11 protein-coding genes are annotated in these 13083 nt (G+C 56.7%); 2 read left to right on the top strand and 9 right to left on the bottom strand.

All coding sequences use genetic code 11. The annotated features are described in order from the left end of the window. Positions 1-175: 175 nt before the first annotated feature. Positions 176-949 carry a nucleotidyltransferase family protein gene (locus HMPREF2526_RS01125; protein WP_246819837.1) on the top strand — a complete coding sequence of 258 codons (774 nt, stop codon included), beginning with the start codon at positions 176-178 and terminating at the stop codon, positions 947-949. A 366-nt stretch (positions 950-1315) separates the two neighbouring features. On the opposite strand, the gene HMPREF2526_RS01115 is transcribed toward HMPREF2526_RS01125, so the two are convergent. From HMPREF2526_RS01115 to HMPREF2526_RS01075, 9 genes are all read right to left on the bottom strand, one after another. Next, a complete protein-coding gene (locus HMPREF2526_RS01115; protein WP_083295491.1) occupies positions 1316-3340 on the bottom strand; it encodes a TRAP transporter permease in 2025 nt (674 codons plus the stop codon). A 15-nt stretch (positions 3341-3355) separates the two neighbouring features. Continuing rightward, positions 3356-3880 carry a DUF1850 domain-containing protein gene (locus tag HMPREF2526_RS01110; protein ID WP_070545308.1) on the bottom strand — a complete coding sequence of 175 codons (525 nt, stop codon included), beginning with the start codon at positions 3878-3880 and terminating at the stop codon, positions 3356-3358. Between the two features lie 31 nt (positions 3881-3911). Next, a complete protein-coding gene (locus tag HMPREF2526_RS01105) occupies positions 3912-4886 on the bottom strand; it encodes a TAXI family TRAP transporter solute-binding subunit (protein ID WP_046649193.1) in 975 nt (324 codons plus the stop codon). Positions 4887-5432: 546 nt separating this feature from the next. Beyond that, positions 5433-6014: a hypothetical protein gene (locus HMPREF2526_RS01100; protein ID WP_070545306.1), complete on the bottom strand. Its 582-nt coding sequence runs from the start codon at positions 6012-6014 to the stop codon at positions 5433-5435. A 3-nt stretch (positions 6015-6017) separates the two neighbouring features. After that, a complete protein-coding gene (locus HMPREF2526_RS01095; protein ID WP_070545304.1) occupies positions 6018-6590 on the bottom strand; it encodes a hypothetical protein in 573 nt (190 codons plus the stop codon). 30 nt (positions 6591-6620) lie between these two features. Further along, positions 6621-7895 carry a hypothetical protein gene (locus HMPREF2526_RS01090; protein WP_070545301.1) on the bottom strand — a complete coding sequence of 425 codons (1275 nt, stop codon included), beginning with the start codon at positions 7893-7895 and terminating at the stop codon, positions 6621-6623. A 218-nt stretch (positions 7896-8113) separates the two neighbouring features. Next, positions 8114-9430: an amino acid permease gene (locus tag HMPREF2526_RS01085; protein ID WP_046649197.1), complete on the bottom strand. Its 1317-nt coding sequence runs from the start codon at positions 9428-9430 to the stop codon at positions 8114-8116. Positions 9431-9440: 10 nt separating this feature from the next. Continuing rightward, on the bottom strand, positions 9441-10688 hold the full coding sequence (locus HMPREF2526_RS01080) for an arginine deiminase (protein WP_070545299.1): 1248 nt from the start codon (positions 10686-10688) through the stop codon (positions 9441-9443). A 410-nt stretch (positions 10689-11098) separates the two neighbouring features. Beyond that, entirely contained in the window at positions 11099-12292 is a 1194-nt protein-coding gene (locus HMPREF2526_RS01075) for an ATP-binding protein (protein WP_080975097.1), read from the bottom strand. A 320-nt stretch (positions 12293-12612) separates the two neighbouring features. Here HMPREF2526_RS01075 and HMPREF2526_RS01070 point away from each other — a divergent pair, with 320 nt between their 5' ends. Then, entirely contained in the window at positions 12613-13074 is a 462-nt protein-coding gene (locus HMPREF2526_RS01070) for an ASCH domain-containing protein (protein ID WP_070545297.1), read from the top strand. The last annotated feature ends 9 nt before the right edge of the window (positions 13075-13083 follow it).

Here is a 13083-nt window from a genome sequence, read left to right as displayed (position 1 = left end):
CCAAGAGGTGGGGGATGCACGGGCCGTACGCACGCGGTCTAGCAGGGGTGTCTGGAACTACAGGCAACACCTCGTCGTGGGGGTTGCGAACATTTACTAAGGGGGAACTTTGAGGTTCTTAGAACAGAAGCCGACGACGTTTAGTAAGAGACAAGTGCACCGAATAGGAAGTGCGTTGCGCAATGGGGAAGCGGTTGATGAGGAACAGTTCGGGCTGTTCTTGGACCAGCAGTCAGCCCTGTGTGATGCGATAATTCAAGAAGCGGTTAAGACCATGGCACAGCTTGATAATCGGTTGACGCTGACTTCAGACTCGATTGTGGAGCCGGATTCAGACACATACTTCCTGGGTTCTCGTGTAAAAACGCGAGACACATTGAGGGAGAAGTTGAGTCGAATGCCGAGCTTTCCTTTGGAGAATATTCAGGATGTCTCCGGAGTACGGCTGGATCTCGATGTGACCCTAAAGGAACAAACGATACTTGCGGAGCTTCTATCTCGAGATCTCATGAAGGCTGGAGCGCGGAAGGTGGAGGTTCGGGACATGCGCGAAGAACCACACTCGGGCTATCGCGCGGTGCACCTGCATGTGATGTCGGAGGCCGGACGTGCGGAATTTCAGTTAAGAACGGCGCTTCAGTCACAGTGGGCAAACCTTTATGAAATGGCAGGAGACTTGTATGGGAGAGAAATCCGATACCTCGAATTCGGCGGAAAAATTCCGGCAGAATTTGAGATTGAGACCCGTGCTCTGCATGAGCTGTCCGAAGTCGTAAACAGAGTGGAAAAGCTCGTCGATATTCTTACTGAGCCTTTCGAAGGCAGCCAGACTGCTAATACAACGCAAAGAGAAGCACGTCAGTTGCGACGTAGCATGTATAAAATGCTAGATAAATTAATCCATGAATTTGAAGAACGTCGAGTTCAACGTGACATGGAGGGAGAATAAACCGATGCCAGCCTATTTGATTAAATACCATCGACCGACAGGGGCACTGGAAGTAACTGAGTACGAATCCCTCATCGAGGGAACCCGTGCTCGCCATAGGCTAGACCAAGTAAATAAGGATCCTGACGTCGAGATTGTGGCGATTGGCGCAAAGAACTTAGAGTCCGTCCGGCATACGCACGCGCGGTACTTCTTCCGCGAGAAGACCGCGCCGCCGTACCCCTTTGTGGCTTAAACACCCGAGCTCAGGCACAACGGAGCACCGCTGGCCTCGGTCGTCGTAGATACCGATGGATCGCTTGCCGACGCCCCCATGCCATACCTCGCACGAGGAATGTGGCATGGGGCGTTGACTTGGGTACGAACTCAGATGTTTCGTAGCGATAATGCATCTTGTTTCTTGGCGGCGATGCATTGGATCGCAATAGCAAGAAGCCCCACGCCTGCACCGATGAGATCGGTGATGACGTCTGGCGCCATCATCGTGAGTGCTGATGCCACAAACAGGATTCGCACAATCGGATTCGCGCGAACCATCAGGTGACCTTCCACTGCAACGGACAGGAGGAGAACACCAATGGTTCCTGTGATTGCAACGAGAATAGCTTCGCCGACTGATACGTCTTGAAGAAGCATTGCTGGGTTGAAGACGAAAATGAAGGGAATGATATAGCCAGCAAGCGACAAACGCATGGATTGGAAACCGGTCTTGACCGGGTCAGCGCCGGAGATACCCGCTGCTGCGAATGCCGCGAGAGCAACGGGCGGAGTGATGTTCGCGAAAAGGCCGAAGTAGAACACGAACATGTGGGCCACAAGCGGTTCAACGCCGAGCTGACCAAGAGCCGGCGCAGCCATCGTTGCGGTAATGATGTAGGTCGGGATCGAGGGCAGGCCCATACCGAGGATGATGCAGGCAATCATCGTCAATACGAGAGACAGCAGGAGGTTTCCTGCGCCGACGGTAACGATGGCATTGGCCAGGGTGACACCGAAGCCCGTGAGAGTGACGACGCCGACGACAATGCCAACAGCGGCACAGGCAATGGAGACAGACACTGAGGTTTTAGCGCCAAGTGCAAAGGAATCCAGAATCTCCAAGACACTCATGCGCGTGGTCTTGCGCAGCTGAGCGACGACGAGAGTGACGATAATCGTTAGGAATGCCGAGAACAGGATGGTGCGACCAGTAAAGAACAGCATGTAGATGAGGAAGACAAGCGGAATCAAGAGGTGGCCTCGTTCCACGAGAACTTCCTTTACTGCTGGGAGGTTGTCACGAGAAATACCTTTAAGGCCTTGACGGGAAGCGCGGAGGTGTACCTGCGCAATGACACCGAGGTAGTAAAGCACAGCAGGAACGAGTGCCGCGATGGCCACCTCCCGGTACGGCATACCCAAGGTCTCGGCCATGATGAAGGCTGCCGCGCCCATAATCGGTGGAAGGATCTGGCCACCAACAGAGGCCGAGGATTCCACTGCGCCGGCAAAGACCGGCTTGTAGCCGACGCGCTTCATCATCGGAATGGTAAACGCACCGGTGGTAACAACGTTGGCGACTGCAGCGCCGTTAATGGAGCCCAGGAAACCAGAGGCCACAACGGCAACCTTTGCTGGGCCACCTTTAGTCTGCCCCGCAAGGGCAAGAGCAATATCGTTGAAGAACTGGCCCATTCCTGACTTTTGAAGCACGGCGCCGAAAAGGACAAAGAGGAAGATATAGGAAGCAGCGACGCCAATTGCCGTGCCAAAGATTCCTTCCGTTGTGAGATAGGAAAAGTTGAGGGTCTTTTCCCAGTCATAACCGCGATGCCGCAGCATGCCCGGCATTTCTCGCCCATACACGGAGTAGAGGAGGAACAGGATGGCAAGAATGGGAAGAGCCCAACCAGTAATTCGGCGAGCGGCCTCAATGACTAGGACAACCAGGATTGCTGCGAAGACGATGTCTAGGGTCGTGGGGATACCGGCTCGACGGACAATGTCCTCGTAGTTGATGAAGACATAGACCGCAGTGGAAATAGACGCAAGGATAAGAAGTATGTCGTAAAACGGAATCTTCTCGCGATTGGCCTTCATGAAGGGCGGGTACAGGGCGAAAGCCAGCACCAGGATCATCGCAACGTGTACTGAGCGGTGCACCAGAACTGGTGGGGAACCAAAGTACGCGGTGTACATGTGGTACAGCGACACGATGATCGCAAACGCTGTCACAATGATGTTGACAGGCTTGGAGGCAAATTCCCGCAGACGCGACTCGCGGTCGAACTTCTCTAGAATTTCTTGGGCCTCGGCGGCGGTGGGCTCGGCATCAATGTGGATTCGGCCCTTTTCATCAAGGTCTGTGGCTGAGGTTTGGGCAACATTCGGTTGCTCTGATTCTTTGACCATGGTCTTTCTTTCTGACTATTTATCGATATCAGCTGCGGTTCCGATGAAGGCAGTAGTGAAGGTGCGATGGGGAATCTCGTGTTGCAACAGAACCGGTTCGGGTTGATCCACCAAGAAGACACGTAAAACATGAGCAGTCGCATGAGAGTGCACCCAATTGAGCTCGTCTATCTCACGATCAATCTTGGACGTGTGGACGCTTCCGCCTTCATTGACCGTGACGCCCTCGAGATCGCTGGGCACACCGGCACCAAACCCCTTGAGATAAACGTCGGTGAGAAGAAGGTGGTGGCCCTCAATTCGGTAAACCTCCCGCCAAGGTTCTTTTTCTACGGAATGGATCCACTCAAGTTCGATGTGTTCGATGCGTGAAGCCGGGGTTTCAAAATAAATGTCGCTGCCGCGAGAATCAGCCACGATCAACCGTGGTTCCTGCGATTTATCTACTGCACGAGAGAAAGCAAAGGGACCCACCACAGTGAGCGCAAGAACGATGACACCGAGTACGGCAACAAGGGCGAATCGCGAGCGCTTGACCATAGCGGTCCCCACCTAGCTTTTTGTCAGCGGACTAAAGAGCCCCTACTTCCTCGAAGTACTTACGAGCGCCAGGGTGCAGCTCTGTGGCAAGGCCATCCTCAATGGACTCCAACGTGATCTGCTTGGCAGCATTGTGGGAGGAGTGGATGGCGTCGAGGTTCTCAAAGAGTGCCTTGGTGATTTCGTAGACCTGGTCGTCGTTCAAGTGCGGGGAGACGAGGAGTTGGTTGGTGATGGAAGCTGTCGGTACATCCTCGGCTTCGTCGTAGGTGCCGCCAGGAATAACGTCCTCGTTGAAGAAGGGGTACTTTTCCCGAAGCGCCTTCATACCTTCGCCTTCGATGGGAACGATGACCACATCTTCGGTGGTAGCAAGATCCATGACGGAGGAGTTCGGGAGACCAGAGGTAACGAAGGCCGCATCAATCTGACCATTCTTCATCTGGTCGATGGAGTCAGCGTAGGACAGGAAGTCCTCGTTGATGTCGTCATAGGACATATTGTGGGCTTCGAGAATCATTTGAGCGTTGAGCTCGACGCCAGAGTTCTGGTCACCAACGCCCACGCGCTTATTCTTCAGATCCTCCACGGACTTGATGCCGGACTTTTCGGTAGTCACGATTTGGACGAAGTTGGGGTAAAGGGCAGTGATGGCGGTGAGGTCCTTCAGCCCTTCTTTATCGGCGAATGGCCCGGTACCTTCGATTGCCTGACGGGTTGCATCGCCCATTGCGAAAGCGATTTCGGCGTCACCATCAGTCAGTAGCTGAATGTTTTCGACGGACGCGCCGGTTGCCTGCACCGAGGTATCTGCTCCGAGGGTGTCGCCAAGCACCTGCGACATTGAGGCACCAATCTGGTAGTAGGGGCCAGAAGTGCCGCCAGCAGCGATGGTCACGAAGTCAACTGAGCTATCGCCAGAAGCAGAGTCAGAGTCTGAAGAGGAACAGCCTACAAGAACAAGTGACGCGGCTAAGACGGTTGCGAGTGTGGAACGGATGCGCATTGTGGTCTTCCTTTTCGGTGCGGATTTTAAGGCCGAGAATTGCGGGTTGATGATAGTCATCACCCTCAAGAGAGAGATGTGCTGTGAAGCACAACTTCTTGCCTGAAAATTTAGCAATCGACAGGCTTGCAGGAAGCAAAACTGTGGAATGGGGGTAGCTTTTTCTTTCCGCGTAAGCGTTGAAAGGAAATGAGGGTGATGTTCGGATTGGCGAGAATGTCGTCGGCGTGAAATTGTTTTGCTAGAAAAACTCGGCTTCTCAACTGCGGCGCTGATTTCTTTCGATTTTCTGCCGAAAAATCTCTAAATTCCCTGCATATCGCGGTGTTTGTGCTCCTTCGCGAACGGCGCTAGAGCATTCCCGTTGCCATTCTGCACAGCCTCCGTTGCCGTTCTGCAAGGTTTCCATTGCCGTTCTGCAATGCTCTCGCAGCCGTTTGATCACCCCCGTGAAAGCCACGAAAACCACAAAGAGGACACCCCAGCCGTTGTGAAACGGTCTGAGGTGTCCTCGGTTGCGGGGTCTGGGAAGGTGAGTTGGTTTGGTTAGTTCCAGACGGGGGCGTCGCCAAGCTGCAGCTCAGAGTAGCGCGCCTCCGGAACGGTGGCGGAGTAGGGCTTGCCCACGGCCTCCCATTCCTGGTCGGTATTGCAACGCACGTCCTGACCGTCGGTGTCGAGCATGGTAAAGCCCCACACCAGCTTGCCCTGGGAGTTCGCCGGCAGCGTGTACGGGCCAACCTCCTGGTCGAGCTTCCAGTGCTGTTCGTGCACGTAGGTGAAACCGTAGGTCTGGGTCAGCACCTTGGCCAGCTCGCCCTCGCCTTTGATGGAACCGGAGACCTCGATGGTCTGCGTGCGGGCCTGGGTCACGGTGTGGCTGACCGGCACGGGCTCGTCGTTGCGGTTGGCCACGCTGGTGGCATCCGTCTGCTTGAACCACCGGCGGGTAGCGGTGACGTAGGTGCCGTTCTCACCGGGCGTCGAGCAGTGTGTGCCCGGCTTGAAATCATCATTCCAGCGCTGCGGCAGCTCGAAGTTCCCGCCGAAGTCAGCGGCGTGGGCCACAGGAGCGGCCGCCAATAGGCTGAGCGCGGCGAAGGCGCTCGCGATGGACTTCTTCAGCACGTCTTAGCCCCAATCGTTGTTGTCGCGGGTGGAGACCTCGACGTGGCGCTCCTTCGGCAGGGTAGCGGTGAAGGTCTCGCCGTTGGCCTGCCAGGTGTTATCGGAACCGCAGATGGTCTTCTGACCCTCGAAGTCGGAAACCACCCAGCCGGCGCGCATGACGGCGGTCTTGCCCGGGGCGATGTTGTACGGGCCGACCTGCTCGCCCACCTCGTAGGACTGGGAGTCGGTGTAGCTGGAGGAGAAGGTGAAGTTGATGAGATCCAGCAGCTTGAAGTCAACGCCGGCGGAAACGTTCCAGGTCTTGGTCTTGGTTTCCTTGATGGAGCGGGTAACCGGCAGCGGCTCGTCGTTGTAGTTGGAGATGGTCCAGGAACCGGCGGAGCCGTCGAAGTAGGTGCGCTTGATCTTTACGGTCTGGCCGGTGTCACCCGGGTTGGCGCAGTGCTCACCGATGGTGGTCGGGTTGGCCGGGCCCAGGTCACGTGCCGGGAGGGCGTTGGCGGCCGGGGCAGCGATCAGGCCGCAGGCAATGGCCACGGCAGCGGTGGTGAAAGCAATCTTGGTCTTGAACATGGTGATTTCTCCTTGGGAAGTAAAGGGGGATTAGTAGATGGTCTGGGTCGGGACTGGGAGGTTGCGGTACTCGTCCGGGGTGATGTCCTCGGTGCGGGTGGAGCCGTCCTTGCTGGTGATGGTGGCCTCCGCCCAGAAGCCGCTGGGCGCGGTGGTCTGCTTGTAGTTGGAGGTCAGGCTGTACTTTCCGTCCTTACCGCAGTGGATCTCGCGGTAGTTGATGCGGGTCATGGTGGTGCCGTACTCCACGCGCACGCGCTCACCAGGAGCCAGGTCGATGTGCTCGAGCTCAGTTCCCACCGGCATGTAGGCGCGCTTGACCGCACCCACGGACTCCAGCCAGCCCTTCGGAATATCGCCGCGGTTGCCCTGCCAATTGGTGTAGGGGGCATGCTCCGCGCCGACGACGAAATCAGTGACCGGCGCGTACTCGTAGTTGCCCTTGGACCAGTTGAGGAAGTCCGTGGAGTAGCCCGGCTTGCGGAAGGTCGGCTTTACCGCAGTGATGTCCAGCGGGTACCAGGAGCTATCGCGGCCCTCGCAGGTCTCGCCCTCCTTGGGCCAAGATGGATCGCGCTGCAGGTCCTCGGAAGGTTGCATGATTTCGTCCTTCTTCGGGTCCGCGATCTTCTCCAAGCTGGGGCCGGACACGGAGGTGTAGTTGCCTTCGATGGGCTTGGAGTTCGCGCCCGGGGAGCGGGAGGGAATCTCCATGGCCAGGTCCGAAATTGAACCATCCGCCTTGATGATGTAGGCAAAGGCATAGCGCTCAGCCGGGCCCTTGCCTCGGATGACATTCGCCCCCGGCATGTTCTCCAGGCGGTCATCGTTGCAGCCGACGAACATGGAGATGAAGTCCTTTTCCACCACTCCGTATTCCACGCGGAAGGACTCGCCCGGCTTCAAGGTGATGGGGCCGAAGGTTTCCTTGTCGTGCCAGCCGTTGGACAGCTTCAGCCCGATATCGGACTTAGCGGTGGTATCCCAGCCAGAAGGCATTGCGGCCTTGGAGTTGGCCTCGATCTTGTGGTTGGTGCCGGTCTCAATGGAGGCGGTATAGGGCACGTCCTGATCGGTGGTGTTCTTGAACTGCAGGGTGCCATCGCTTAAGTAGCGGCGGCCAGTCTCTGCGAAGTGCCACTCTGGGGTGGTGATGTTTTCGCCGGACGCACTGCAGCTTTTGTAGAGGTTGGTAATGGGATAGGCCTGTGGCATGGGCGGGATGTCGGCCGCCTGTGCCGCAGGGGTAATGAAGGCCGCGGCTGCCGCCAGCGGTGCAAGCGCACGCAGTCCCTTAATGAGCACCTGTGTACCGTCCTTATATTTTGTTAAAGAGTAAGGAAAGATTCATAAAATCTGGGTATATCTTAGGAGGTGCTGGGTACGCCGGCAATGGTCGCGGACAATCATTTTTGGGAAAGTTAGGGGCGTAAAGTAACCTTCTTCCAGCCTTTTGACCCTTCGTTCACCAACATTTGATTGCCTCAATGCAGGGGTGGGACATGTGGGGGCGGCTTTTGTTCTTAGAACAGGTCCCAGATGGTAATGCCCAAAATGACTGAACCCAGGGCAAAGACAAAGTAATTCCATGGGTCATTCCGGAATTTCTTGTACTCCTTGACCTTGTGGAACATGTACACCGGCAGCAAGAAGATGAGAATTGCATCAAACACGCCGCCCACCAGGTAGATGAGGTTGAGAATCGGTGGATTAAACACGGAGACCATAGTGCCGGTGATGAAAATGAAGACGTAGACAATGGTGAGCAATGTACGTCGGTTGAGCCGGTTTGCTGTGCGCGGAGCCAGTAGGCGAACCATGTAGGAGGTACCTTCTTCTGCGCCGAGCATTGTTCCAAAGTAGGAGGTCACGATGGCGAAGATGACGATTAACGGTGCCAACACGGCCAGCGCGTGAACTCCGGTGACATTGGCAAAGTAGGACAACACCGGAATGTTTTGCTCGGAAGCCTCCCGCATACCGTCAGCCCCCAGCGCCAAGACGCATGACCAGACAAAGAACATGGTGAAGATGACCAGCAGCGCGGCCGTGTAGAGCTCAATGCGCGAGACTCGCTTTTCGGTGTTCTTGCCGTAAGTGGATTGCATGTCCACTGACATTTGCGATAGCGCCGCCATGTGGGAGAAGGAGAAAGCCAGCACGGGGAGAATAAGAACGGCGCCGAGCAAGATATTTGGCCAGCTTCCGTCTTTGTAGTCCACGTCCAGGAAGGAATGAAAATCCCACTGGGGGATGAGGTAGATCGACGTTGCTGCAAGCGAAATGATGAGCGGATAAACCAGAATTTGTGCCAACCAGAGCATGGGTTTGCGCCCGATGGCGAAAATTCCGGTGAGGGTGCCCACGCACAGCACCGAAAGCACCCAGCGGTTGATGGAAGGTCCATGGAGCTGGTTAACAATGAAGCTATCAATGGCATTTGTTACGGAGATGGCATAGATGAACACCGTGGGGATGTTGGCCAGGGAGTACATCAATGCCACGAACAAACCTGTGTTGCGTCCAAGGTACTTGCGCACCAGTTCCAAGATGTCCAGCCCGTAGTCCTGGGCAGGGGCGCCGGCGACAATGCGGGCATAGGTTCGGTGGGAGAAATACACCAAAGGGAAAATGATCACCGTGGCGAAGGCGAGCGGCCAGAAGCCAAAGGCTCCTGCCTGTAGCGGCAGAAAGAGGATTCCGGCACCCATCGCGGTGCCAAAAAGCGCAAGAACCCAACTCAGCGCCGTGCCTTCGGACTTCGGTGGTGTGCTCGCAGGTTGTGTGGAATCCCCCAAGTCGGTGGTATGTGCAGTGGTGTCGGCTTTGGACGAAGTCATAAAATTCTTTCTAGTAATCGACGGCCTCGCGGACAATTGGGCAGGTCATACAGTGCCCGCCTCCTCGGCCGCGCCCCAGCTCTGCCGATCCGATCTCCACTACCTCAATGCCGGCGGCACGCAACTTGGCGTTGGTGTGTTTGTTGCGGTCATAGGCCACCACCACGCCGGGTTCGATAGCCACGACGTTGTTGGCATCATCCCACTGCTCACGGGCGGCAGCGTAGGTATCGCCGCCTGTTTCGATGACTTCGAAGGCGCCAATGCCCAGCGCCTTGGCGACGACCTCGAGGAAGGACTCGGTGGGCAGTTCGACGTCGAAAGGCGCCGTGCTTGTCGAAGGATGCAGGACTATCGGCCGGATGGTGTCTACCACCTTGGGGTAGGCGGTGACCTTGTCGGCGTCAAGGAACGTAAGCACGGTGTCGAGGTGCATGGAGGCGCGCTCCTTGGCCATGGCCGCAATGATGACCTTGGTGGCGGCGCCTTCCTCAAATAGGCGCATGGCCAGCTGACTTACGCCCTGCCAGGTGGTGCGCTCACCCATGCCTACCAGTACGATGCCCTTGCCAATCGGCATGATGTCACCGCCTTCCAGTGCCGCAAGCCCCGGTTCCTCATCGGTGTTGCCGTACCAGAACTTGAAGTCTGCCTGCGCAAACCGCGGGTGATAGTTATAAATAGCGCGGGTGAGCAGCGTTTCCTGGTGGCGCGCTGGCATACGCATGGGGTTAAGGGACACGCCGCCATAGATCCACGCCGAATTGTCCCGCGCGTACTGCGTATTGGGCAATGGGCGCAGCGCAAAAGCGGACGGCCCGTAGACCTCACGCATGGCGTCGATGGTGCCGTGACCCAGGCCCTTCGGGATTTCGGCGAAGGGTAGTCCGCCAATGAGGAGTTCGGCCAGGCGTGCAGTGGGCATCTCATTGAACCAGTGGCGCAGCTCGCCGCCAATGCCCGCACCCACATTCTTATCGAGGAGCTTGTAGTCGAGGATGAGATCCCGCCCACCCGGGGTGTCCAGGGTCTCTTCCAAAAGCTTGTGCATTTCCAGAACCTCGACACCGTAGCTGCGCAGCTCGGCGACGAACTCCGCATGGTGTTTCTTGGCTTCGTCGACCCAGAGGACGTCGTCGAAAAGCAGCTCAGCGCAGTTACTGGGGGTGAGCCGCTCGTGCGCGAGCCCGGGTGCGCACACCATGACTTGGTGGAGTTTGCCGACCTCGGACCAGACTCCTAACGGGGAAGCTGCCATGTTTCTGAAACCTTTCTTGACGCCTGCACGGCGCCATCCTGCAACGTGGTGAACTGGTTCACCGGAACTATTGGTCTGTGAACTACACGACAAGTTTATGGACGCCGAATATTTTTTCAAGCCTCGCGTGGGTGAAAGAAAGCCCACGTAGATGGAGGTTTTACGGCGCTCTGCATAATATTATTCACTTTTATTCATGTATTGCGGTGGGGGAGTGGGCGCACTCTTGCTGGGCTTGCCGACGCCCCACCCCTCCACTACTGCGACGACCCTAGCGGTGGCGGAGACCGCAGACCGACAGTGAGCCGGATGCATAACTTTGGGTGGGGTGGAAACTCTGCGCGAATATTAGGGATCGGGGTGCGGGGGTGGGCGTGGCGTGCAGCGCACGGGGGATCGGGGCGTTTCCGCTACTGCGAATCGAAGTCCTCAACAATGAGGCTTGCCGCATGCGCACGGAGGTAGTCGCGCATGTATGGCAAGGCGAAGTCGACTTCGCCGTGGCCCGTGGTGGTGATCATTTCGGCGTCGAGAAGCCGGCGGCGATAGTTGCCTACATAAGAATCAGTCTTATTGAAGCGTGCCTTGATATCCGCCATCTTGGCAGGGCCATCGCTTTGGGCCATGTAAACCAAAAAGCTTCGGTCGACAGTGGAGAGATCCGAGAGCGCGGGCTCATGAACAAGTTGGCCGAGCTTTCGCTGTGCTGTTGCGACTCCGCGTTGGGCAGCGTCGATAGAAATCTCGGTACCTCCGTCAGCGGTACGTTCCTTTTCCCTGAATGAGCACTGGCCGACTAGCTGAATCATGAATGGATATCCATGGCACGCCTCAACCGCGGTTTCCAAAGCGTCCTTTGACCATGAGGTGGCGGCGCTGTGAAGGGGTTCCTCCAGTGCTTCACGTACATCCGAATCGGAGACCCTGCCCAGCTCAATGCGGTTAGCGCGTCGAAGAAAGGTAACTGGATTGGTGTCGCCGCGACTGTTCAGCTTTCCGGAAAGTAGTGGTCTAATTGAGGATGGGATGCCTGCCATGACAACGGAAATGTCTTCACCTTCGCGAACCAGATGTTGAATCGTGGCGCCGAACTCTATGAGCTCTTGGCTTCGTTGGTGGTGCATTTCATCCAATGTCACGAGCACACCACCAGGCTCCTGGCGGGCTTTTCGGTCAAGCTCACGTTTATAGGCCAGTAAATCCTTTAACGCATTACGTAGCGAGTACGTTGATTCCGCAATGGCTCGCGTATCCCAGTTGAGCCCGCCTCCAATGCCGAGGATGGAGACGTTGAGGCCTTTGAGCTGCTTCCTGTCTTTAGTCAAGAGTTGAATGATGCTGCTGCGCAAGCGTTCAACGAAACCGGCCGTTGCAGTGTCGCTGAGGGTGAGCCAACCGCGCGTGAGTGCTTCGTCTTCGAAGGCGTTAAGAAGGACTGTCTTTCCGATGCCGCGAGGGCCGATGATGAGCGAGATCCTCTCATGGGCGCCGGGGCCTTCATCGAGCGCGAAACCGAAATCACGAATGGCATCACTGCGGCCAACCAGCAATGGGGGAGTGGCGCCGAGGGTAGCCGTAAAAGGGTTGGTGTGTTTCGGATTCATGGCACTCACTCTAGACCACAAAGCTTTTGAAGTCTTGTGAAGTTTATGAAGTTTTTGAATTTTTTGAAGTTTATGAAGAGCTGTGAAGTTTGAAAGAGGGGCCGCGCCGCTAAGCAATGGGAAGTGGCGGCTCGGCCCCAGAGTGATAGGGAAGAAGGGCGGATTCCCAGCCTTCCGTGTAGGGGCATCTTTAACGCTAGGAGCGGGGCCGGACATCGCTGCGAATGATTCGAACACGCGGATCGAACGTCCAGTTGGACGAAACGGCAAGCTAGCATGTGCTTGGTCAACAGCATTCCTGAGCCACGTACTGTAAACGTATGGCTCAGGATGCTTTGGAACCCATATCGGCACTGCCCCGCGGCGAGTTCGCCTTTCCGGGCCCGCTTCGCGACGCCCTCGTCACCGCCATCCTGGACGGCACCAAAACCACCACGTCATCCTTGCTGGTTGAGCACCCGCGCGACCACGATCCGCAGGAGGGTGTGGGTACCCTTGAGGCCGTCCTCGATTCACACGACAACGTGGTGTGCGTCATCCGGACCACCGAGGTTTACGTGTGCCGGCTTGTGGCCGTCAGCGACGAGCACGCCATCGCCGAGGGCGAGGGCTACGCCGATGCCAGCGACTGGCGCGCCGGGCATGAGCAGTTCTGGTGTTCACCCGAGTTCGTTGAATACATCGGAGAGCTAGATATCAACGATGACACCCAGGTGGTGTGTCAGCGTTTCACCGTTGATGGGCGGTACCCGGTTAGGGCATTGGAGGCGTGGGATTCCTGAAGGGGCATG

The sequence above is a fragment of the Corynebacterium sp. HMSC070E08 genome, from assembly GCF_001808895.1.
Classification (GTDB): domain Bacteria; phylum Actinomycetota; class Actinomycetes; order Mycobacteriales; family Mycobacteriaceae; genus Corynebacterium; species Corynebacterium hiratae.
This window is presented reverse-complemented; position numbering and strand designations above follow the sequence as displayed.